We start from the raw sequence: 22,608 nt of genomic DNA, 5'->3' as shown, positions 1-22,608 counted from the left end.
GCGGGATGACGGCGCGGCGACAGGGCGGATCGATCGCGCTGTTCTTTCTGATGTTCCTGATTCCGTTGCTGTCGTTCGGCGCGTTCGCAATAGACGCGGCGCGCGTGGCGGTGGTGCGCAACGAACTGCAGAACGCGGCGGATGCGGCGGCGCTGGCGGGCGCCGCGGCGTTGCTGCCGTCCGGCGGCACCAGCCCGAACTGGGCGCAGGCCGCATCGGCGGCGACCGGGGCGATATCGCTCAACGCGTCCGACGGCGTGAAGCTTTCGGCCGGCACGGTCAGCGCGGGCTACTGGAGCCTGACCGCCAGCCCGGCCAGCATGCAAGCGTCGACGATTACGCCCGGAACCTACGACGCGCCGGCCGTGCAGGTCACGATGACGCGCGCGACGGGCGTCAACGGCGGGGCGATTGCGTTGCTGCTGGGCGGCCTGCTCCGGATCGGCAGCGTGTCCGGCAGCGCGACCGCCGTGGCCGCGATCGCGGCGCCGGGGGCGGTCGCCGCGGGCGGGTTGTTTCCGATCGCGCTCGATCAATGCGTCTACAACCAATATTGGAATCTGGCGACCAATCAGCCGCTCGTCAATCCGTTGACGAACCTGCCGTACGAATTCATCGTGACGAACGGGCAGACATACGGCTCGTCATGCACGGCCGGTCAATGGACTTCATTTCAGTCGACCGCGAACGACGTGACGACGATGACGAACCTGATGACGACCGGCAACCCGGCGTCGCTTGCCATCGGCGACAGCATCTGGCTCGTCACCGGGGCAAAGACGGCGCTTTACAGCTCCGTCCCGGTCGGGACGACCGTGGTGCTGCCGGTCGTCACGCAGACATCCACCAAGAGCTATGTCGCGATCGTTGCATTTGCCGCCTTCCGTATCGACGCGTCCGTCGGCGGGAGCGGAAAGTACGTTCAGGGCCACTTCGTCGGCGGCGTCAAGCTGACTGGCGTCGCGACCGGCGTCGGGCCGTACTACGGCGTCTACGCGCCGCCGAGGCTCGCGTTTTGAGCCGTGATTCGCGTGCGGCGCAGGATGGCGAGAAGCATGAACAGCAGCACGATCGGGCCGATTTGCGGGAACTCGAGCCATGGATTCAGCATCTCGTACACCGGCAACAGCCAGGCGCAGATCGCGGCGGCCTGCTCGCCCGGCAACCACCCGTCGCGCAGGCCGAGCGTGACCACGCACGCAAGCGCGATGCCGAGCCAGGCCAGTTCGTAGTGCCACAGGTACGGATTCGAGATGAGCGTGGAGACGAACAGCGCCGCGCCTCTCAATCGCGTGTCGCGCGTGCGTCTCCACACGCTGCATGCCGCGGCGACGGCCACGACGGCAACCGATCCGTGCCACGTGTATGCGTAACTGAGCGGCACGTCGCTCAGGCGAAGCGCGGCGAACGGTGTCGGCGACACGAACCAGAACACGACGCCGTGCTCGAGGATCAGCGTTCGCGCGAGCTCCGCGTTGACGGCGAACAGGCGCACCGATTCGACGCCGCAAACCAGCACGGCGATCGCAGCCAACAGGATGGCGCTGACGGCGGCCGACGCGAGCGTGCGCCACGCGCGCACGGCGATCAGGACGAATGGGAACAGCAGCGCCATTTGCGGTTTTGCGCTGAGCAATCCGATGCAAATGCCCGCGTGGATGGGCTTCTTGTCGACCCAGTACACCGCGAGGGCGGCGCAAGCGGCCGTCAGGATGGCGTTCTGCCCGAAGATCGCCGTGACGAAGATGCACGGGGAGGCGACGAGCGGTACGCAGCCGAGACCCGGCGTGCGATGGATGCTCGCGGCGCCTGAAATGCGGCGTGCGGCAATGACATAGCCCAGTAGACTCGCGCCGATGAAGTACGGATAGGCGACGGAAAACGGGAGCAGCGCCAACGGCGTGACCATGAGCAGATACGTGGGCGGATACAGCCAGGCAATGAAATTCTCGCGTTGAAAATCCGAAAGCCGCGTCAGCACGAGGTCCGCGAGAAGATGAAGGTCGTACGCTTGCCAGGGCGCGCCGTGCAGCGCGAGGTACGACGCGGACCAGAACACGGCGAAGTCCGGGCCCGGCTGCACCACGTCGAACTCGGGGAAGCGGCGGTTGATGCCGGTCCAGGCGACGAAGAACAGCCCGTAAAGCGCGAGCGTCACGCTACTGTAGAGAACGATCCGCCGCTGCGTCAGCCACGCGTTCACGGGGGGGCGGCTCACGGGCATGCGCGGGCGCGGAACGTACATGATCCGGGCGGCGCGCTATTCGGTGAACTGGTGCGTGGGGACTGGGCGCGCCGAGCCGGGTGCGCCCGCCCGACGTCTTGCCGCGGCGGCGCGCTTGGCCGGCGAATCGATCCGCGCGGAAGGCGGATGCGCATGATCGTGCAGCACGAATGCCGCGCTATCGCGGCTTTCCGCGCGATACCGCTGCCTGATCAGATAGATCGGGCGTTGCTTCGATTCATGGTAAATGCGCCCGATGTACTCCCCGACGACGCCGATGCCGACCAACTCGATCCCGCTCATGAAAAGGATGATGGAAATGAGCGATGCATATCCCGGCACTGGATTTCCGAACAGAAGGGTGCGGAAGACGATGAACGCGCCGTACGCAAACGCGAATAATGCGATGGCGAGCCCGACGTAGGTCCAGCTGCGAAGCGGAATGGTGCTGAAGCTCGTGATGCCCTCGAGCGCGAAATTCCACAGCCGCCATCCGGAGAATTTCGAGCGGCCGGCCCGACGGGGCGCGCGCTGATATTCGATGATCACGGTCCGGAAGCCCACCCATGCGAACAGGCCTTTCATGAAACGCCGGCGCTCCGGCAGCCTTCGCAGCGCATCGATGACTTGCCGGTCCATCAGGCGGAAATCCCCGACGTTCGCCGGCATTTCGACTTCGGAAAGCGCGTTGTGCACGCGATAGTAGAGCGCCGATGCGATGCGCTGGGCGAACGAATCGCACGTCCTGTCGGTTCGCCGTGCCGCCACGACCTCGGCGCCGCGTCGCCAGTGATCGATCATTTGCGGAATCAGGCCGGGAGGATCTTGCAAGTCGGCGTCGATCGGAATGACGGCGGCGCCCGTCGCCTCGTCCATGCCGGCCGTCAGCGCGGCTTCCTTGCCGAAATGGCGCGTCAGATCGACGACGCGTATGCGCGAATCGCGGGAACTTGCGGCGATCAGCTTGTCGAGGGTGCCGTCGCTGCTGCCGTCGTTGACGCACACGATCTCGAAACGAGCCGAGTCAACCGAATCGAGAACCGGAATCGTCTCGGCGAAGAACAGGTCGACGGTGTCGTGTTCGTTGTAGAAAGGTACGACGAGCGAAATCAAAGGTTTTCTGCTTCGCATGAACGCGCTCCACTCGCCAATGTGGCGGAAGTTATAGCGCAGGCTGAAGCGCGCAGTTGAATAATGTAATTGGTTTTGATGAGTGGATTGTGCGTGCGATCATGGCGATAAAATGAATTAAATTCCTATCTTATAAATTGTAGGTCATTATCCGCGATGGAAAATGAATTTTGATTTTCCTGTTTGTCGGAGGGCCAATGAAGGCGTGGCCGTCGCGGGAGCGGCGCGCTGCATCGCCGAGGCGACGCAACGCGGGCGGCGCATGTCGAAGCGGCAATGCGCCGTGCGGATTGCGCCGTGACGCAGGAGCGGGCGCCGACGGGCCTGGCCGATTGCCGGCCGTTCGTCGCGGAACGCCGGTCCGATGGCCGGAAAACCGATGTGCGGAGAGCGCGAATGACGCATCGGCATACGCTTCGATTCGTGACTTATCTGGGCGTCGGCGTATCGGGAACCGCCGCGCAATATGTCATTTTATGGACGCTGGTTTCGACTGCGATCGCGGCCCCGGTATTTGCGTCGGCGGCCGGAGCGGTGGTTGGCGCGCTATTGAATTATGTTCTCAATTATCACATTACGTTCAAGCGTTCCCGGCCCCATGATCAAGCGGTTCCACGCTTTTTCTCCGTGGCGTTCGCCGGCATCGTCATCAACGTCATGGCGATGTTCGCGCTGGTACGCTTGCATGTCCCGTTCATGCCGGCTCAAGTCGTTGCGACCGGATGCGTGTTGGGGGCGACTTACCTCGCCAACTCCGCGTGGTCGTTCAAGCGGTAGTTTGCGAGCGACCCCTTTCGGCGACGCCATACGAGGATTGATGATTTTCTCGGGCGCAACCGGTGTCCGCCATGCGGCGAGATCGTGCTTTTCGTCGAAGCGTCGTCATGCGGTGCGGGCAAGCTACGCACGCGCGGAGTCCGTCGCGGAATACGTCGCGGAATACGTTGACCCCGTCGACGCATCGGCCGCGCCGCCGCCACGTGGCCGGTGCCGATGTCTCGCTGCGCTTTCACGATATCGGGACGAGCCGGTCAGCCGGCTCGCCGGCGATTTTGCCGGATCTCCAGGAACGGTTTCGCCGCTCGCTCCCGGATTTGCATTCGAATCGGAAGTGGGGCGCGCGGCGTGGCGCAGTATCGGCGAATCCCGGCCAACGCATTTCAGCAGCCGGAGCGAAGCGGCACTCCGCTCACCGCCTCGAACCTGCCGGACCGCCCGACCGCCCGACCGCCCGACTGCTCGACTGCTCGACTGCTCGACCGCTCGACTGCTCGACTGCTCGACCGCCCGATCACTCGATCACTCGATCGCCGCCCGCCGAACGTTCAACCCCGCCAGAGCCAAATCAGCATTCGTGCATCGCTATCCACGACGGATTGGCTCGCGTCGCGACGATCGCCGCTAGAATCGTCGCTTGCGAAAACCTGACGAATCACCTCGAACCACCAGCGGAGCACCAACGATGAAGCACAACCAAGGGATCGGCCGCCGGCTCGCCGCCGGCATCGCAGCGGCGCTGCTCGCAACGGCCGCGCATGCCGACACGTCGCTGCTGAACGTGTCCTACGACGTCACGCGCGAACTGTACAAGGACATCAACGCGAGCTTCGCCGCCGCCTACAAGCAGAAGACGGGCGAGGCGGTGTCGATCCGGCAATCGCACGGCGCGTCGAGCGCGCAGGCGCTGTCGGTGCTGCAGGGGCTGCAGGCCGACGTCGTGACGATGAACCAGCCGAACGACATCGATCTGCTCGCCGAGCGCGGCCAACTGCTGCCGAAGGACTGGCGCACGCGCTTGCCGAACAACAGCTCGCCGTACTCGACGACGATGGTGTTCCTCGTGCGCCACGGCAACCCGAAGGGGATTAAGGACTGGAGCGATCTCGCGAAGCCGGGCGTGCAGGTGATCATCGCGAATCCGAAGACGTCGGGCAACGGCCGCTATGCGTATCTCGCCGCATGGGGGTATCAGAAGCTGAAGGGCGCGACCGATCAGCAGGCGCTCGACTTCGAGAAGGCGATCTTCCGCAACGTGCCGGTGCTCGACTCCGGCGGCCGAGGCGCGACGACGACGTTCACGCAGCGCGGCATCGGCGACGTGCTCGTCACGTTCGAGAACGAGGTCGCGCTGATCGACACGGGCGCGGCGGGCGCGAGCTTCGACGCCGTCTATCCGTCGGCGAGCATTCTCGCGGAGCCGCCCGTGGCGATCGTCGACAAGGTCGTCGACAAGAAGGGCACGCGCCGCGCGGCGCAGGCGTATCTCGAGTACCTGTACTCGCCCGCCGCGCAGGAGATCGTCGCGCAGCACCATCTGCGCCCGCGCGACGCGAACGTGCTGAAGAAGCATGCGAGCGAGTTCAAGCCGCTCAAGACGTTCAGCGTCGAGCAGATCTTCGGCAACTGGGCGAACGCGCAGAAGACGCATTTCGCGGACGGCGGCACGTTCGACAAGATCATCGTCGATCGAAAGTAAGCGCCGGCCCGGCGGCGAAGCGAGCGCGCCGCCGGGCATCCGCGCGGGCCGTCGTCGCCGGGCGGCCGGGGCATGCTTCGCCGGCCGCGCGAACCTTACATTTTCCGTTCGCGGATTCACGGGCGTATTCCATCGAACCGGAATGCGCCCGTTTTCGTTTTCTTTATCCGATTCGGATGCCGAATTCATTCGCGATTTTCGGCATTTCCGGGTGTGTTCCGGCTTCACCCGATCGCGTTCCCGTCGCAATCCGCCGGTTTGTTGCGCGCGCAACAAATGTTCACATTCTGGGCATCCTGTATGCACGCGGAGCCTATCGGGCCGCGTGATTGCTTTCGGCGGCGAGGCAAAAGCGGCCGTATCACGTGCATTGTCGATCGATTAATGAATGGATAGGCCGGGTGGTTGACGCGCCATTTTTTCATTATTAGGATGCGCGGAAATTGAATAAATCAATTGAGACATTATCGAGGAAGGCATTGCACTGCAATACCTTACGTCTTTGAAATAAATAGAAAGCGAAAATGAATAAATCGATGGATGGAGGGAACGCCGGATCGGCGGGATGGCGCGGCCGGCTCTCGGCGGCGGCGGTCGTCGCGACGATGCTGGCCCTGGCAGGGTGCGGCGACGATCTGCAGAGCAGCACGACGCCCGCGCAGCTCAATCAGCCGTACACGGACACGGCCGCCTACTCGCCGAACGCGGGCGACGGGCTCGCCGCGTCGCAGGTGTCCGAACGCGCCGCGGTGATGAGCCACCAGTGGTCGTCGAACGGTGCGACGCTCGATTACCTGAGCACGACCGGGCATCTGACGGCCTACGATTCGAACGGCAACGCGGAAGCGACGATGTCGTATGTCGCGTACACCGTGCCGACGCAGGACGGCTCGCCGCGGCCCGTCACGTTCTTCTACAACGGCGGCCCCGGCTCGTCGTCGGTGTGGCTGCGGCTCGGCTCGTTCGCGCCGACGCGCGTCGCGACGCCCGATCCGCTGATGACGAACTGGCCGAATTTCCCGCTCGTCGACAATCCGGACAGCCTGATCGCGACCACCGACATGGTGTTCATCGATCCGCCCGGCACCGGCCTGTCGGAAGCCATCCAGCCGAACACGAACCAGACGTTCTGGGGCGCGGACGCCGACGTGAAGGTGATGCGCGATTTCATCCGCCGCTATCTGTCGGTCAACGGCCGCGGCGGATCGCCGATCTACCTGTACGGCGAATCGTACGGCACGCCGCGCACGGACATGCTCGCGCTCGCGCTCGAATCGGCGGGCGTGCAGCTGACTGGCATCGTGCTGCAGTCGTCGATCCTGAACTACATGGCGGCGAACGGGGATCAGGCGGTCGGCACCTTCCCGTCGTATGCGCAGGTGGCGGCGTATTACAACCTGGTGTCGCCGTCGCCGACGAATCTCGGCGCGTACGCGCAGCGCATTCAGGATTTCACGACCGCGCAGTACACGCCGATCGTCCATTACGCGACGGCCTCGTCGCCCGTGTCGCCGGACGCCGCGACGCTCGCCGCCTGGTCGACGCAGACGAGCATGACGACGGCGTCGCTCGGCGCGTACTTCCAGTACTTCTACGACACCGAAGCCTCCCCCGGCCAGACGACGCTCGTGCCCGGCTATACGATCGGCCGCTACGACGGCCGCGTGTCGCTGCCGAACGGCGATTCGCGTCTCGCGAGCGACGACGATCCGTCCGACATCCTGATCTCGCAGCCGTTCACGAAGGCGCTCGCTTCGCAGATGCCGAACTATCTCGGCTACACGGCGCCGAACGCGACGTATCAGACGCTGAACCCGAACATCATCGGCGTGTGGAACTTCAGCCATGCGGGCCAGCCGTATCCGGACACGATCCCGGATCTGCTCGCCGCGCTGCAGCTCAATCCGAAGCTGAAGGTGCTGTCGTCGAACGGCTACCATGACCTCGCGACGCCGTACTTCGAGACGGAAAAAGAGCTCGCGCGGCTGCAGACGGTGTCCGGCCTCAATCCGAACCTGCAGGTCACGTTCTATCAGGGCGGCCACATGATCTATCTCGACGACGTCGCGAGGCCGCAGATGAAGTCGGATCTCGTCGCGTTCTATCAGAACCAGCCGGTGGCGAACGCGCTGACGCTCGCGGCGCTGCCGCCCGCGTGGCCCGACGAAAGCCCGGCGAACACGCCGACGGCGAAGATCGCGCGGGCCGCCGCGGCCCGCTGAGATTGCGGCGAGCGGGCCGCGCGATGAGCGGCCCGCTCCGTTGAACCCCGATATTGCGAGTTACGTCATGTCCCAGATTTTTCAGTTGAGACGCATCATTCCGGCGATCGCGTTCGCGGTTGCCGCGGCGTTCACGATCGGCGCATCCGCCGAGACCTTGCAGGCCGTTTCGTCCGTTGCGCCGCTGCACGGCGGCGTCGATGGCCCGTTCTTCCCGAAGGCCGCCTCCGCCGCGCCCGCGTCGGCTTCGGCGACGACGGGCGCGCAGTTGCAGCAGCAGGCGCAAAGCCGGCTCGCCGCGAGCCTCGGCGCGAGCGGCGCGCTCGGCAACGGCGCGGCGCTCACGAAAGCGCAGGCGCAAGCGAGCGGCCTCGGCTACGTCGCGCAGCATTTCGACGAAATCGACACCGCGCACACCGGCAAGGTCACGCTCAAGCAGGTTCAGCAGTTCATCGAGCAGCAGCGTCAGTGACGGACTGACGCGAGTGCGGCGCGCGGCCCGCCGAGGGTTGGGCGCGCCGCGCGGATCGCGCGCGGCGCGCGGGCCCGGCCGCGCGACGAACGCATCGCAAGCGCCGCGTGCTACGCTCGCCGCACCGACTCCGGCGAGACTGCGATGAACGTCGATTCCTCTTCCCCGCACCCCCCCGATCCTTTCGCGGACGGCGGCGCCCGCGCGCGCAAGCCGCCGCGCGGCGGCCGCCGGATCTGGTCCGGCACGCGCGAGGTGATCGCGTACGGCATGCCGGCGTCCGTGTGGCGCGATCTCTATTACTGGGCGCTCAAGGTGAGCTGGCCCGTATTCTTCGCGACGCTCGCCGCGCTGTTCGTCGTCAACAACACGCTGTTCGCGCTGCTGTACCTGCTCGGCCGCACGCCGATCGCGAACCAGTCGCCGCCCGGCTTCATGGGCGCGTTCTTCTTCAGCGTCGAGACGCTCGCGACGGTCGGCTACGGCGACATGCATCCGCAGACCATCTACGCGCACGCGGTCGCGACGCTCGAGATCTTCGTCGGGATGTCGGGGATCGCGCTGTCGACAGGGCTCGTGTTCGCGCGCTTCGCGCGGCCGCGCTCGAAGATCATGTTCGCGCGCCACGCGATCGTGCGCTCGCTCAACGGACGGATGACGCTGATGGTGCGCGCGGCGAACGCGCGGCAGAACGTGATCGCCGAGGCGCGCGCGAAGATGCGGCTGATGCGGCGCGAGCATTCGTCGGAGGGATATTCGTTGATGAAGATCCACGATCTGAAGCTCGTGCGCAGCGAGCACCCGATCTTCCTGCTCGGCTGGAACATGATGCACGTGATCGACGAATCGAGCCCGCTGTTCGGCGAGACGCCGGAGTCGCTCGCGCAGCGCAGCGCGATGCTGCTCGTGATGATCGAAGGCTCCGACGAAACCACCGCGCAGGTGATGCAGGCGCGCCATGCGTGGGAGCACGGCGACATCCGCTGGCATTACCGCTACGTCGACCTGATGAGCGAGGTCGACGGCATGACGCACATCGACTACACGCGTTTCAACGACGTCGAGCCGGTCGAGCCGCAGCCGGCGGCCGACGGGGGCGATTCGCCCGAGGGGCCCGACGCGAGCGGCCCGGCCGCCACGCCGAATCCGCCGCCCGCCTGAGGCGGCGCGCGGCCCATCCGGCGAGCCGAGCGGGCCGGGAGTGAAATCTCTCTCAAATTGCAAGCAAAGCTTCAGTAGTCTTTCGCTGAAACGCTGATCGATATCAAGATAAGCAAAAAAATTCTTCTATTGGCGTAAAAAAATAAAGTTCATTGAGTTGCGCGTCGAAACGCAGGGCCGCGCCTTGCCGGCGCGGGGCGACGCCGCAACGTCGAACAGCACATCGAGGAGACGACAATGAACGCACGCCTGCCGGTCGGCGGCCCGCCCGCGTTGGCCGACTATCGCCTGACCGACAACCTCCGCGCGACGCGCGGCCGCATATTCCTGACGGGCACGCAGGCGCTCGTGCGCCTGCTGCTGATGCAGCGCGCGCTCGACGACGCGCAGGGCCTGAACACCGCGGGCTTCGTCAGCGGCTATCGCGGCTCGCCGCTCGGGATGGTCGACCAGCAGCTGTGGAAGGCGAAGAAGCAGCTCGATGCGAGCGGCGTGCGCTTCCTGCCCGCGATCAACGAAGAGCTCGGCTGCACCGCGGTGCTCGGCACGCAGCGCGTCGAGGCCGATCCGGAGCGCACCGTCGACGGCGTGTTCGCGATGTGGTACGGCAAGGGGCCGGGCGTCGATCGCGCGGGCGACGCGCTCAAGCACGGCAACGCGTACGGCTCGTCGCCGCACGGCGGCGTGCTCGTGGTGGCGGGCGACGATCACGGCTGCGTGTCGTCGTCGATGCCGCATCAGAGCGACTTCGCGATGATCGCGTGGCATATGCCGGTCGTGAATCCGTCGAACATCGCCGACATGCTCGAGTTCGGCGTGTACGGCTGGGCGCTGTCGCGCTTCTCCGGCGCGTGGGTCGGCTTCAAGGCGATTTCGGAGACGGTCGAATCCGGCTCGAGCGTCGATCTCGATGCGCTGACGACGCGCTGGCCCGCGCCCGAAGGCTTCGCGCCGCCCGCGGATGGCCTGCACAACCGCTGGCCGGACCTGCCGAGCCTCGCGATCGAGGCGCGCCTCGCCGCGAAGCTCGACGCGGTGCGCCACTTCGCGCGCGCGAACAGCATCGACAAGTGGATCGCGAAGAGCGCGCACGCGAACGTCGGCATCGTCACGTGCGGCAAGGCGCATCTGGACCTGATGGAGGCGCTGCGCCGGCTCGATCTGACGGTCGCCGATCTCGACGCGGCCGGCGTGCGGATCTACAAGGTCGGCCTGTCGTTCCCGCTCGAGATGACGCGCATCGACACGTTCGTCGAAGGCCTGACCGAAGTGCTCGTGATCGAGGAGAAGGGCCCCGTGATCGAGCAGCAGATCAAGGATCATCTTTACAACCGCGCGTCGGGCGCGCGGCCCGTCGTGCTCGGCAAGCACGACGCGGCGCACGCGCCGCTGTTGTCCGAGCTCGGCGAGCTGCGCCCGTCGCGCATCCTGCCCGTGTTCGCCGACTGGCTCGCGCGGCACAAGCGCGCGCTCGACCGCCGCGCGCGCGTCGTCGATCTCGTCGCGCCGACGATCCTGTCGAACGAGGCGGACGCGGTGCGGCGCACGCCGTACTTCTGCTCGGGCTGCCCGCACAACACGTCGACGAAGGTGCCGCAAGGCTCGATCGCGCAGGCGGGAATCGGCTGTCACTTCATGGCGTCGTGGATGGAGCGCGACACGACGGGCCTGATCCAGATGGGCGGCGAGGGCGTCGACTGGGCCGCGCACGCGATGTTCACGAGCACGCGCCACGTGTTCCAGAATCTCGGCGACGGCACCTACTTTCATTCGGGAATCCTGGCGATCCGGCAGGCGGTGGCCGCGCGCGCGAACATCACCTACAAGATCCTCTACAACGACGCGGTCGCGATGACGGGCGGGCAGCCCGTCGACGGCAGCATCTCGGTGCCGCAGATCGCGCGGCAGGTCGAGGCGGAAGGCGTGTCGCGCTTCGTCGTCGTGTCCGACGAGCCCGAGAAGTACGACGGCCATCATGCGCTGTTCCCGACGGGCACCACGTTCCATCACCGCCGCGAGCTCGATGCGGTGCAGCGCGAGCTGCGCGACACGCCGGGCGTCACCGTGCTGATCTACGACCAGACGTGCGCGGCCGAGAAGCGCCGCCGCCGCAAGAAGGGCGAATTCCCCGATCCGGACAAGCGGCTGTTCATCAACGAAGCGGTCTGCGAAGGCTGCGGCGATTGCGGCGTGCAGTCGAACTGCCTGTCGGTCGAGCCCGTCGAGACCGCGCTCGGCCGCAAGCGGCGCATCGATCAATCGTCGTGCAACAAGGATTTTTCGTGCGTGAACGGCTTTTGCCCGAGCTTCGTGACGGTCGAGGGCGCGAAGCTGAAGAAGGCGGCGGGCGCCGCGTTCGACGAGGCCGCGCTCGCCGCGCGCGTCGACGCGCTGCCGCGCCCGGCGACGCATCTGGCCGACGCGCCGTACGACATGCTGGTGACGGGCGTCGGCGGCACGGGCGTCGTGACGGTGGGCGCGCTCGTCAGCATGGCCGCGCATCTGGAGGGCAAGAGCGCATCGGTGCTCGACTTCATGGGCTTCGCGCAGAAGGGCGGCTCGGTGCTGTCGTTCGTGCGGGTCGCGTCGTCGGACGCGTGGCTCAATCAGGTGCGCATCGACACGCAGCAGGCCGACTTGCTGCTCGCGTGCGACATGGTCGTCGGCGCGAGCGCCGACGCGCTGCAGACGGTGCGCCGCGAGCGCACGCGCATCGTCGTGAACACGCACGCGATTCCGAACGCCGCGTTCGTGCGCGATCCGGACGCGAGCCTGCACGCGGACGCGCTCGTCGAGAAGATGCGGCACGCGGCGGGCGACGGCTTCCTGTCGCGTTGCGACGCGCAGGCGCTCGCGACGAAGTTCCTCGGCGACACGATCGGCGCGAACATCCTGATGCTCGGCTTCGCATGGCAGCAGGGGCTCGTGCCCGTGTCGCTCGACGCGTTGATGCGCGCGATCGAGTTGAACGACGTCGCGGTGCCGATGAACAAGCTCGCATTCGCGATCGGCCGGATGGCGGCCGCCGACGCGGCGGGGCTCGACGCGCTGTGGGACGCGCGCCATCCGGTGCACGAGCCGCTGCCGCCGCAGACGCTCGACGCGGTCGTCGCCGATCGCGAGGCGCGGCTCGCCGAATATGGCGGCGCGCGCTACGTCGAGCGCTATCGCGCGCTCGTCGGCGCGGCGCGCAAGGCGGGCGACGAACGCGTCGCGCGCGCGGTCGCGACGACGTTCTACCGGCTGCTCGCGGTGAAGGACGAATACGAAGTGGCGCGGCTCCACGCGCACGGCGCATTCCGCGCGGCGCTCGAAGCGCAGTTCGAGGGCACCGCGGGCAAGGACTTCCGCGTGAAGTTCAACCTCGCGCCGCCCGCGACCGCGAAGGCGGGCAGGGACGGCTCGGCGCCGGGAAAGCAGGTGTTCGGGCAGTGGCTGTGGCCGGTGCTCGGCGTGCTCGCGCGCGTGCGCGGCCTGCGCGGCACGCGGCTCGATCCGTTCGGCGGCACCGTCGAGCGCAAGATGGAGCGCGCGCTCGCCGACGACTACGAGGCGACGATGCGCCGCGCGCTCGCGGCGTTGACGCCCGGGACGGCCGACGCGGTCGCGCGGCTCGCCGAGCTGCACGCGAAGGCGCGCGGCTACGGGCACGTGAAGCTCGCGAACGTCGCGAGCGTGAAGCGCGCCGAGCGCGAGCTCGCCGCGCGTATCGCGATCGATGCGGCGACGAGCGCGGCCGTGCAGCGCGCGCTCGACGAGATGAAGGGCGCGGGCGCGTTGCGCGGGATTCCGGTCGTCGTCGCGAAATCGTGAGCGCGGCGCGAGCGCCGGACGTCGAATGACGAGCAGTGGGCAGTGGGCAGCGGGCAGTGGGCAGCGGGCGGCGAGCGGCGAGCGACGGGCAGCGGCCGGTTGCGCGCGGCATGGCGCAGCGGTCCTCCGCCGTCGCGTTCCAGCGTTGCGCGCGCTGCGTGTCTGTCGCGTGCTGCGTACGTCGTGAGCGCCTCGAGCGCCTCGAGCGCCTCGAGTGTCTCGCGCGACGCCCGCCCGTCACTGCGCCGCCCGCTCGCCGAGCGTCGAGAACGCGCGCCGGCGAGCGCGCGTCGTCAGACGATGCCCTTCTTGCGCGTCGACAGCGCCGTCTCCGACAGATCGACTTCGCGCATCAGCTTCGCGAGCGTTTCGTCGTTGATCTTCTGCTCGCCGCGCAGCCGGTAGAGCACCGCGCGCTCCGCGCGGATCGCCGCGATCTTCAGCGCCAGTTCCATCTTCTCGGTCTGCCGCGCTTCTTCGCGCGGCGTCGCGCCGTCGGCGGCGAGGCCCGCGAGCCGGCGGCGGTACAGGTCCATCACGCGCGCCGTCACGTCCGCGCAGCGCGCGGCGGCCGTCTCGTCGAGATCGACGGCAAGCGCGTCGTGCGCCGCGTCGACCGCGCGGATTGCCGCTTGCGCCGCCGCCGCGCGCGCGGCGCGCTCTTCCTCCGCGTGCGGATTGCGCATCGGGCGCATGCCGCGCAGCAGGAGCGGCAAGCCGATCACCGCGACGACGAGCGAGCTGAGAATCACGCCCGACGCGACGAAGATCGCGGTGTCGCGGCCCGCGAGCGGCGTGCCGTCGCCGAGCGCGACCGGAATCGACAGCACGCCCGCGAGCGTGACCGCGCCGCGCACGCCGCCCACCGTCATCACGGCGATCGTGCGCACGCCCGCCATCGTGCCGGTGAGCCCCTGCCTCGCCGCGCGGCGGCTTGCGATCCAGCGCAGCAGCCAGACCCACGCGAAGCGGATCGCGTAGAGCGCGGCGAGCATCGCGGCGACGTAGCCGAGCATCGCGCCGACGAGCGCGTCGCTCGTATGGTGTGCGTCGAGGAGCGCGCGGCCGATGATGTGCGGCAGCTGCAGGCCGAGCATGATGAACACCATGCCGTTGAACACGAACTCGATCATCGCCCACGTGCTTTCCGCGCGCACTCGCGCGGCGACCGTGCTGCTCTTCGAGAAGCTCGTGTAGTTCATCATCATCCCGGACGCGACGGCCGACAGGATTCCTGACAATCCCAAATGCTCGGCGATCAGGTACGACGCGAACGGCACGAGCAGCGTCATCACGATGCCGGGCGCGGGATCGCCTTCCTGCGAGGCGTTCAGGAAGCGCGTCGACAGCGCGCTGAACAGCCACGCGAGAGCCGCGCCCGCCACGAGGCCGCCCGATGCGACGATCACGAAGCTGATCGACGCGTCGCGCAGCGAGAACATGCCGGTCAGCGCGGCGGCGATCGCGAACTTGAGCGCGACGAGGCCCGATGCGTCGTTCATCAGCGCCTCGCCCTCGAGGATGTGCATCAGCTGCGGCGGGATGCGACCCTTGCCCGCGATGCCGGACAGTGCGACCGCATCGGTCGGCGACAGCACCGCGGCGAGCGCGAACGCGATGGGCAGCGGCAGGCCGGGAATCAACCAATGCGCGAAGTAGCCGACCGCGAGTACCGTCATGAACACGAGGCCGAACGCGAGCATCAGGATCGCGCGCCGTTGCAGATACAGCTCGCGCTTCGGAATGCGCCAGCCGTCCGCGAACAGCAGCGGCGGGATGAACAGCAGCATGAAGATTTCGGGATCGAACGTGACGTGCAGATTGAACTTCGGCCACGCAAGCACGGCGCCGATCGCGATCTGCATCAGCGGCAACGGCAGGCGCAGCGGCAGCACGCGCGTCGCGACGCCCGACAGCGCGACCGCGAGCAACAAAATCAAAACAGTGAAGACGATTGCCATCGATGATTGAAACGGGGAAGAAACGACGGTACGCAGTGTAGCGTGCGCGCGAAATGCGCGACGGGAAGCGACGTGCGAGCATCGGCGCACTGTGATGGTGCGCACAATCCCCATCGCCATGCATGCGCGGCGCGGCGCGATCGACGCATCCGCACCGGGGATGGCGCGACTGGGCGTGGTGTCGTGCGAGTGAGCACGGAGCTTGCTTGAGGCTTGCAGACAACTACGATCGAACAACCGAGGACCACCGATGAAAACCCGCGAGCCGCACGTTTCGCCTGCCGACGTTTTCGTCATGAGGAGGGCCGCCGCATGACCACGACCGTTCAGCAGGAGCGTCCCGTCGCCGCGTCGCCGTATCGCTTCGAGCCGGAGATGACGTCCGGCCTCGAGCGCGTCGCCGCGCATCACCACGATCTCACCCTGACGACGGTGTTTCAGCCGATCTTCAGCCTGTCGCACATGCGCGCGGTCGGCTACGAGGCGCTGTTGCGCGCGCACGATGCGCTCGACCGCCCGGTGTCGCCGCTCGACGTGTTCGGTGAAGCCGCGCGCCACGGCGAGGCGACGCAGGTCGACCGCCTCGCGCAGGCGCTGCATCTCGAAAACTTCGCGCGATTCGGCGCGGAGCGCGAATGGTTGTTTCTCAACGTGCACCCCGGTGTGCTCACCGATCCGTTTCAGGCCGCCGCGCTGTTCGCGAACCTGAAGCGGCTCGACATCCCGCCGCGGCGCATCGTGCTCGAGGTGCTCGAGCAGCGCGCCGACGACATCGAGCGGCTCGCCGACGCGGTGCGCGAATTCCGCGAGCAGGGCTTTCTGATCGCGCTCGACGATTTCGGCGCGGGTCATTCGAACATCGAACGAATCTGGCAACTGAGCCCGGACATCGTGAAGCTCGACCGGATCATGCTGTCGCATGCGCAGCATCGCACCGGGCTCACCGCGATCCTGCACGGGCTCGTCACGCTGCTGCACGAGGCGGGCAAGCTCGTGCTGATCGAAGGGATCGAGACCGAGCACGAGGCGCAGATCGCGCTGTCGTGCGATGCGGATTTCGTGCAGGGCTATTTCTTCGGACGTCCGGCGCCGGGGCTGCCCGACAGCGCCGCGGCGTCCGCCTGCATCGGCGAGCTCACCGAGCGCTATCGCAAGCAGACCGAAGCGGCCGAGCGGCGCGACGCGCAGCGGCTCGCGCCGTACCAGCGCGCGTTCGAGCGCGCGGCCGAGCGCCTCGCGGCGGGCGAGCCGCTCGACGAGGTCTGCTGGAACTTCCTCGCGCTCGATCACGCGGCGCGCTGCTTCCTGCTCGACGAGCGCGGGCGGCAGGCGGGCCGCAACGTCGTGCTGCGTGCGGACCGCGCGTCGCACGAGACGCGCTTTCTGCCGCTCGCCGACGCGCAGGGCGCGAACTGGCTGCGGCGTCCGTATTTCCGCTCGGCGATCGCCGAGCCGGAGCGCGTGCAGGTGACGCGGCCGTATCTGTCGATCAACGAGGCGCTGCCGTGCGTGACGTTGTCGATCGCGGTGCGCGTGAACGATGCGCTGTGCGTGCTCTGCGGCGACATCGACTGGATCGACGGCGAGACGCCGCCCGGCGCTTGATCGTCGGCGGGCCCGCGGGCCGCTCTGTTGAGTGGCGGTGCGCGCGGGCGTTGCTGCGGCACACGCGGGTTCGCTATGTGTCCGCGGAATTAACTGCAATCTTGGTTGAGTTTTTGATTCGATGCGAATGCATCGCGCGTTGCGTGCAGTTGCGCCTCGCGATACGCGGCGAGCACGTTGCCTTGCCTCGGTTCGTGCGTACGGCTTTCCAAGGCCGCGAGCGGTGCGCGTACGGCCGCGGGTTCCTGCGCGCGTCGCCGCGGGCGCGATCGGCGACGGCGCGCGTTGCATTTTGCGAACGCGAGGCCGAGAATGCTCCGAGGATTGCGGTGCCGGGCCGGCTTCGCGCGATCCCGCCATCGGCACTACGCGAAGAAAATCATGAAAAGACCGCTTTCGCTGACTGTCCTAGCGTGGTTCGTCATCGTCTCGAACCTGATCGGGCTGATCTCGCTGCCGTTTTCTCTTCACGATCCCCTTTCGCTCGCCGTCCTGCGCCGCTCGCCGCTGCCGATCGAGGTGACCGTCGCGATCGCCGTCGCCAGCGAGGCGCTGCATCTCGTCGCCGGCGTCGCGATCCTGAAGCGGAAAATCTGGGGGCGCACCCTGTACGCGGTCGTTGCGCTCGTCGGATTCGCGATCTCCGCATTCACGACGCCGTTCAAGGGCATGCTGATCGTCGTCGCCGCGCTGATCGCGCTGTTCCTGTTCATCCTGTATCGCCCGGCCGCAACCGCATACTTCAGACGGGCAGCCGCATGAACGCGCTGCGCAACGTGGTTGCGGTGCTGTTCCATGTGCTCGGCAGCTTCGTCGCGGTCGGCACGATGGCGTGCGTCGTCTGGTTGCGGCCGGCGACGCCGCGGCGGCTCGCGTGCGGCGCGGCGCTGCTCGTCGGCGCGGGCGCGCCGTATGCGGTCGGCGCGGCGATCTTCTTCCTCGGCGACGGAATGGGGCCGACCACCGTGACCGCGAGCCGCATCTACAAGGTCGGCGAGGCCGGCCAGCTCACGATGGAGAAGCTGCCGCGCACCGCGCGCATCAAGACCTTCTCGAACGACGCGCAGACGACGGACAGCGCGCCGTCGATGGCCGCGTACATGACGGGCGTGAAGATGAACAACGAGGTGCTGTCGATGTCGTCCGACACGCGCGCGATCGCGCCGGGCACCGACGCGAACGGCAACAAGACGGTGAACAATTGCGGCGCGACCAACGGCAAGGCCGTGCCGACGCTGCTCGAGCTCGCGAAGGCGCGCGGCAAGGCGGTGGGCGCGATCACGACGACCGAGCTCACGCACGCGACGCCCGCCGCGACTTACTCGCACATCTGCCATCGCGACGCGCAATACGACATCGCCGCGCAAGCGGTGCCGGGCGGCGCGGGCTACAACGCGGCGCTCGGCGACGGCGTCGACGTGCTGATGGGCGGCGGGCGCAATCACTGGACGCCGTTCGATCCGGTCGCGAACAGGCGCGGCCGCGCGGACGGGCGCAACCTGCTCGCCGAGCTGCAGGCGAAGGGCTACGCGCTCGCCGCGACGAAGGATCAGCTCGCACAGGCGGGCGGCGGCAAGCTGATCGGACTCTTCAGCACGACGAGCCATCTCGAGTATGAACTCGATCGCGTCGCCGGCAAGGGCGAAGGCGCGACGCAGCCGAGCCTCGCGGAGATGACGGCCAAGGCGATCGATGTGTTGTCGAAGAATCCGAACGGCTATTTCCTGATGGTCGAAGGCGGGCGCATCGATCACGCGCTGCACGGCACGAACGCCAAGCGCGCGCTCGAGGATACCGTCGCGTTCGACGAGGCGATCCGCACGGCGCTCGCGAAAGTGGATCTGTCGAACACGCTCGTCGTCGTGACGGCCGACCACGACCACACGATGACGATCAACGGCTATTCGAAGCGCGGCAATCCGATTCTCGACATCAGCCGCGGCTATCGCGACGGCCAGCCGAACAAGGATGCGGACGGCAACACGTACACGACGCTCGTGTTCGGCAACGGCGCGAACCGGCCGAACGCGCGGGCCTCGGTGGATTCGGCGAGCGCGACGAACGAAGCGTACTTGCAGGAAGTCGGCGTGCGGATGGGCGGCGCGGGCTCCGAGACGCACGGCGGCGGCGACGTGATGCTGTTCGCCGACGGCGCCGATGCGAAGGCATTCAAGAGCACGCTCGACAACACGAAGGTGTTCGGCCTCGTGAAGTCGGCGTTCGGGTTCTGAGCGGGAGGGTTGCGATGCGCACCTTCGCGATGCAAACGCGCGGGGAAAGACGCGCCGGAAGGCTCGTCGCGCGGCGCGTGCGCGCGGCGCTCGGCGCGACGGCCATGTTCGCCGGCGCGCCGGCGTTCGCCGCGCCCGATCTCGACGCGGTGCTGTTGCACGAGAGCGCGTCGGTGAGCGCGGACGGCGTGACGCGCACCGTCACGTATCGCGAGCGGATGGTGCGCCGCGACGGGCACGTGTGGATCGAGCGCGTGCTGCCCGCGAGCGCGAAGCACGGGCAAGCGAGCGAACGACACGCGCACGGCGGCCACGCGCACGACGCCGCGCACGCGCCGCAGTCGCGCGGCGGCGTGCGCGCGGCCGCCGCTTCGACGGACGCGCACGCAGGCCACAAGCCCTTCGACTTCGATGCGGCCGCGCGGCACGTGACGAACGAAGGCGGGAAGGTTCGCATCGAGTACGTCGATGCGGCGCAGCGTACCGTCGTCGCGGTGCCGCCCGCCGAGTACGAGACGACGGGCTTCGACGGCTCGTGGGACAACGCGTTCTACATCACGCCGCCGTCGCGGTTGAAGCGGCTCGCGGCGAAGTCGACGCCCGGGCCTGTGTCCGGCACGCGCTGGTACGAGCAGACGGTCGGCGCGCAGGGCGTCAATCGCATTCTCTGGAGCGACACGCTGCAGGCGCCGCTCGTCGTCGAATATCGCAGCGCGGACGGCCATGCGTCGCGCAAGCTGACGCTCACACCGGCGTCGCGCGCGAAGGTGCCGCCCTGGCAGCAATTGCAGCCGTATGCGCGCAAGGAGTATGCGGACTATCTCGATTGACGCGTGATGCGTGATGCGTGGCGCGTTCGCGCCCGCGTGCGATGCCGGGACAAGCCGAGCAACGCAACGCAACGTAACGCGAGACGGCGCGGAGCAACACAAGCGAAGCGATGCGATGCGGGCGATGGCCGCACGGAGCAACGTCGCGCGCGGCGCGGCGAGCAAACGCAGGCAAGCAAGGCGCAGGCAAGCAAGGCGAAGGTGGCGCAAGGCCGGGCGACATAGCGCAGCGCGTTGCCCGTCGTCCGTCATCCATTGACCGTCGCCGCCCGCATTCCGCCCGTCATGCGCGCGCGTTCGCGCCGTCGGTTACGATGCGGGCTGGTTCAACTCGACCCGAGCCGCCTCCATGCCAGCTTCCTCGATCCTTCTCGAAGTCATCGCGACGACGATCGGCGATGCGAAAGCCGCCGCCCGCGCGGGCGCCGATCGCCTCGAACTCGTGACCGCCATCAGCGAAGGCGGATTGACGCCGAGCGTCGGCGTGATCGAAGCCGTTGTCGCCGCGGTGCCGATTCCCGTCAACGTGATCGTGCGGCCGCACAGCCGCTCGTTCCATTACGACGCGAACGAGCTCGCGGCGATCGCGCGCGACGTGCGCGCGGCTGTCGCCGCGGGCGCGAACGGCGTCGTGTTCGGGATGCTCGACGCGCACGGCGACGTCGATCTTGCCGCGTTGCAGCGCGTCGCCGACGCGGCCGACGGACGCGATCTCACGTTCCATCGCGCATTCGACGTCGCGCGCGATCTGAATACCGCGCTCGATACGCTGCTGCGCGTGCCGTCGGTCACTTCGGTGCTGACGTCGGGCGGGCATGCGTCGGTGCTCGACGCGCGCGACGTGGTCGCGCGGATGGTGCGCCGCGCCGAGGGCTCGACGTGCGCGGTGCTCGCGGGCGCGGGGCTCACCGTCGACGCGGTCGGCGATTTCGTGCGCGCGACAGGCGTGCGGGCCGTGCATTTCGGCTCGGGCGTGCGCGAGCGCGGCGAGGTGCTCGCGCCGATCGACGAGCGGCTCGTCGCGAAGGCGCGCGCGACGCTCGACGCGGCGGCGCGAGGGTAGTGCGTCGAAGGCATGTGCTCGCACGCGTGGGCAGGTGCTGCGCGACGATAAAAAAGCCGGGGCATCGTCCCGGCTTTTTGCTTGACTATTGAAGGCGTTCGGCGTTCGGCGTTCGGCACCGATTGTTTGATGTTCGACACCCGACACCCGACATCGCACATCGCACATCGCACATCGCGCATTCGACATCCGACGTTACCCGCCGAACCTCGGACGTCCGGCAATCGACGCCCGACGTTCGAAATCCGACATCCGACGCCCGGCTTCTCTTTCAGCGCTCGAGCTTCAAACGAAAAGCATCGCGCCGGGAGCGCTCGGCCGTCACCGGCGAATGTTCGCGAGCGCGCGGCCGCCGTTCGCCACGCGCGGCGGCGCGCTCAGGCACTCAAGCACTCAAGCGTTCAAGCACTCAATTGCGTCGCTTCGCTCGCCGACATCCCGAGCCGCGCCAGCAGCTTGCGGTCGGCTTCCGCGCGCGGATTGCCGGTCGTGAGCAGCACGTCGCCGTAGAACATCGAGTTCGCGCCGGCGAGGAAGCACAGCGCCTGCATCGAATCGTCGAGCTGCTCGCGGCCCGCCGACAAGCGCACCATCGCCTTCGGCATCGTGATTCGCGCGATCGCGATCGTGCGCACGAATTCGAACGGATCGAGCGCCTGCGCGTTCTCGAGCGGCGTGCCTTCGATCGCGACGAGATTGTTGATCGGCACCGACTCCGGATACGGGTTCATGTTCGCGAGCTGCGCGATGAGGCCCGCGCGCTCGCGGCGCGATTCGCCCATGCCGATGATCCCGCCGCAGCACACGTTGATGCCCGCCTCGCGCACGCGCTCGAGCGTGTCGAGCCGATCCTGGTACGTGCGCGTCGAAATGACCTGGCCGTAAAACTCGGGTGACGTATCGAGGTTGTGGTTGTAGTAGTCGAGGCCCGCTTCGGCGAGCGCCTTCGCCTGATGCTCCTCGAGCATGCCGAGCGTCACGCACGTTTCGAGGCCCATTTCCTTCACGCCGCGGATCATGTCCTTGATCGGTTCGATGTGCCGATCTTTCGGGCTGCGCCACGCCGCGCCCATGCAGAAGCGCGTCGCGCCGTTTTCCTTCGCGGTGCGCGCGGCGGCGAGCACCGCGTCCACTTCCATCAGCTTCTCGGCCTTCAGGCCGGTCTCGTGATGCGCGGATTGCGAGCAGTAGCCGCAATCCTCCTCGCAGCCGCCCGTCTTGATCGACAGCAGCGTCGACAGCTGGATCGCGTTCGCGTCGAAGTGCTCGCGATGCACCTGCTGCGCGCGGAACAGCAGATCGTTGAACGGCAGCTCGTAGAGCGCGATCACGTCGGCGACGCGCCAGCGCGGCGCGACGGGCGCGGCCACCGGCGTTTCGGTCGTCGCGCGAGCGGTTTGGGCTTGAGTCATGTCGGTC

General features: G+C 67.5%; 16 protein-coding genes. 12 read left to right on the top strand and 4 right to left on the bottom strand.

Going from position 1 to position 22,608, the window contains the following annotated elements; all coding sequences use genetic code 11:
- Positions 1-5: 5 nt before the first annotated feature.
- Complete coding sequence (locus WT60_RS18505; protein ID WP_060355147.1) at positions 6-1,019, top strand: TadG family pilus assembly protein; 1,014 nt, start codon at positions 6-8, stop codon at positions 1,017-1,019.
- On the opposite strand, the gene WT60_RS18500 is transcribed toward WT60_RS18505, so the two are convergent.
- Both WT60_RS18500 and WT60_RS18495 read right to left on the bottom strand, forming a co-directional pair.
- Complete coding sequence (locus WT60_RS18500; RefSeq protein WP_236860834.1) at positions 992-2,224, bottom strand: glycosyltransferase family 87 protein; 1,233 nt, start codon at positions 2,222-2,224, stop codon at positions 992-994. The genes WT60_RS18505 and WT60_RS18500 overlap by 28 nt on opposite strands.
- Before the next feature lie 36 nt (positions 2,225-2,260).
- A complete protein-coding gene (locus WT60_RS18495; protein ID WP_038747039.1) occupies positions 2,261-3,355 on the bottom strand; it encodes a glycosyltransferase family 2 protein in 1,095 nt (364 codons plus the stop codon).
- Between the two features lie 276 nt (positions 3,356-3,631).
- On the opposite strand from WT60_RS18495, the gene WT60_RS18490 reads away from it, so the two are divergent.
- The 6 genes from WT60_RS18490 to WT60_RS18465 all read left to right on the top strand — a co-directional run bounded on the left by WT60_RS18490 (position 3,632) and on the right by WT60_RS18465 (position 13,499).
- Positions 3,632-4,132: a GtrA family protein gene (locus WT60_RS18490; RefSeq protein ID WP_082754573.1), complete on the top strand. Its 501-nt coding sequence runs from the start codon at positions 3,632-3,634 to the stop codon at positions 4,130-4,132.
- A 685-nt stretch (positions 4,133-4,817) separates the two neighbouring features.
- Positions 4,818-5,831, top strand: a complete 1,014-nt coding sequence (locus tag WT60_RS18485; protein WP_059644301.1) for a sulfate ABC transporter substrate-binding protein — start codon at positions 4,818-4,820, stop codon at positions 5,829-5,831.
- 524 nt (positions 5,832-6,355) lie between these two features.
- On the top strand, positions 6,356-8,053 hold the full coding sequence (locus tag WT60_RS18480; RefSeq protein ID WP_059584256.1) for a peptidase S10: 1,698 nt from the start codon (positions 6,356-6,358) through the stop codon (positions 8,051-8,053).
- Positions 8,054-8,120: 67 nt separating this feature from the next.
- A complete protein-coding gene (locus WT60_RS18475; RefSeq protein WP_059644295.1) occupies positions 8,121-8,525 on the top strand; it encodes a hypothetical protein in 405 nt (134 codons plus the stop codon).
- Between the two features lie 144 nt (positions 8,526-8,669).
- Positions 8,670-9,686 (top strand): ion channel, encoded by a 1,017-nt coding sequence (locus WT60_RS18470; RefSeq protein WP_060355149.1) that lies wholly within the window; start codon positions 8,670-8,672, stop codon positions 9,684-9,686.
- Between the two features lie 237 nt (positions 9,687-9,923).
- A complete protein-coding gene (locus WT60_RS18465; protein ID WP_060355150.1) occupies positions 9,924-13,499 on the top strand; it encodes an indolepyruvate ferredoxin oxidoreductase family protein in 3,576 nt (1,191 codons plus the stop codon).
- Between the two features lie 293 nt (positions 13,500-13,792).
- Here WT60_RS18465 and WT60_RS18460 read toward each other — a convergent pair whose 3' ends face one another.
- On the bottom strand, positions 13,793-15,460 hold the full coding sequence (locus tag WT60_RS18460; RefSeq protein WP_060355151.1) for a Na+/H+ antiporter: 1,668 nt from the start codon (positions 15,458-15,460) through the stop codon (positions 13,793-13,795).
- A 312-nt stretch (positions 15,461-15,772) separates the two neighbouring features.
- Between WT60_RS18460 and WT60_RS18455 the strand changes: the two genes are divergently transcribed.
- From WT60_RS18455 to WT60_RS18435, 5 genes are all read left to right on the top strand, one after another.
- Positions 15,773-17,065: an EAL domain-containing protein gene (locus WT60_RS18455; protein ID WP_038747058.1), complete on the top strand. Its 1,293-nt coding sequence runs from the start codon at positions 15,773-15,775 to the stop codon at positions 17,063-17,065.
- A gap of 381 nt (positions 17,066-17,446) precedes the next feature.
- A complete protein-coding gene (locus tag WT60_RS18450; RefSeq protein ID WP_060355152.1) occupies positions 17,447-17,827 on the top strand; it encodes a hypothetical protein in 381 nt (126 codons plus the stop codon).
- Positions 17,828-17,892: 65 nt separating this feature from the next.
- Positions 17,893-19,296 carry an alkaline phosphatase gene (locus tag WT60_RS18445; protein WP_060355172.1) on the top strand — a complete coding sequence of 468 codons (1,404 nt, stop codon included), beginning with the start codon at positions 17,893-17,895 and terminating at the stop codon, positions 19,294-19,296.
- A 29-nt stretch (positions 19,297-19,325) separates the two neighbouring features.
- Positions 19,326-20,126: a hypothetical protein gene (locus tag WT60_RS18440; RefSeq protein WP_100185349.1), complete on the top strand. Its 801-nt coding sequence runs from the start codon at positions 19,326-19,328 to the stop codon at positions 20,124-20,126.
- 349 nt (positions 20,127-20,475) lie between these two features.
- A complete protein-coding gene (locus WT60_RS18435; protein ID WP_038747072.1) occupies positions 20,476-21,189 on the top strand; it encodes a copper homeostasis protein CutC in 714 nt (237 codons plus the stop codon).
- Between the two features lie 401 nt (positions 21,190-21,590).
- On the opposite strand, the gene bioB is transcribed toward WT60_RS18435, so the two are convergent.
- Complete coding sequence (bioB, locus tag WT60_RS18430; RefSeq protein ID WP_060355173.1) at positions 21,591-22,601, bottom strand: biotin synthase BioB; 1,011 nt, start codon at positions 22,599-22,601, stop codon at positions 21,591-21,593.
- Between the last annotated feature and the right edge of the window lie 7 nt (positions 22,602-22,608).

This window comes from Burkholderia sp. MSMB617WGS, from assembly GCF_001532025.2.
Lineage (GTDB): Bacteria > Pseudomonadota > Gammaproteobacteria > Burkholderiales > Burkholderiaceae > Burkholderia > Burkholderia savannae.
Note: the sequence above shows the minus strand (reverse complement) of the source record. Positions and strands in the feature narration are given on the sequence as shown.

Excerpts from the sequence above, each read along its gene's own strand:
- WT60_RS18485 (WP_059644301.1), top strand. The coding sequence starts at position 4,818 with ATGAAGCACAACCAAGGGATCGGCCGCCGGCTCGCCGCCGGCATCGCA.
- bioB (WP_060355173.1), bottom strand. The coding sequence starts at position 22,601 with ATGACTCAAGCCCAAACCGCTCGCGCGACGACCGAAACGCCGGTGGCC.
- WT60_RS18440 (WP_100185349.1), top strand. The coding sequence starts at position 19,326 with ATGCAAACGCGCGGGGAAAGACGCGCCGGAAGGCTCGTCGCGCGGCGC.
- WT60_RS18490 (WP_082754573.1), top strand. The coding sequence starts at position 3,632 with ATGCGCCGTGCGGATTGCGCCGTGACGCAGGAGCGGGCGCCGACGGGC.
- WT60_RS18475 (WP_059644295.1), top strand. The coding sequence starts at position 8,121 with ATGTCCCAGATTTTTCAGTTGAGACGCATCATTCCGGCGATCGCGTTC.
- WT60_RS18480 (WP_059584256.1), top strand. The coding sequence starts at position 6,356 with ATGAATAAATCGATGGATGGAGGGAACGCCGGATCGGCGGGATGGCGC.
- WT60_RS18435 (WP_038747072.1), top strand. The coding sequence starts at position 20,476 with ATGCCAGCTTCCTCGATCCTTCTCGAAGTCATCGCGACGACGATCGGC.
- WT60_RS18500 (WP_236860834.1), bottom strand. The coding sequence starts at position 2,224 with ATGCCCGTGAGCCGCCCCCCCGTGAACGCGTGGCTGACGCAGCGGCGG.
- WT60_RS18470 (WP_060355149.1), top strand. The coding sequence starts at position 8,670 with ATGAACGTCGATTCCTCTTCCCCGCACCCCCCCGATCCTTTCGCGGAC.
- WT60_RS18505 (WP_060355147.1), top strand. The coding sequence starts at position 6 with ATGACGGCGCGGCGACAGGGCGGATCGATCGCGCTGTTCTTTCTGATG.
- WT60_RS18445 (WP_060355172.1), top strand. The coding sequence starts at position 17,893 with ATGGCGTGCGTCGTCTGGTTGCGGCCGGCGACGCCGCGGCGGCTCGCG.
- WT60_RS18465 (WP_060355150.1), top strand. The coding sequence starts at position 9,924 with ATGAACGCACGCCTGCCGGTCGGCGGCCCGCCCGCGTTGGCCGACTAT.
- WT60_RS18455 (WP_038747058.1), top strand. The coding sequence starts at position 15,773 with ATGACCACGACCGTTCAGCAGGAGCGTCCCGTCGCCGCGTCGCCGTAT.
- WT60_RS18450 (WP_060355152.1), top strand. The coding sequence starts at position 17,447 with ATGAAAAGACCGCTTTCGCTGACTGTCCTAGCGTGGTTCGTCATCGTC.
- WT60_RS18495 (WP_038747039.1), bottom strand. The coding sequence starts at position 3,355 with ATGCGAAGCAGAAAACCTTTGATTTCGCTCGTCGTACCTTTCTACAAC.
- WT60_RS18460 (WP_060355151.1), bottom strand. The coding sequence starts at position 15,460 with ATGGCAATCGTCTTCACTGTTTTGATTTTGTTGCTCGCGGTCGCGCTG.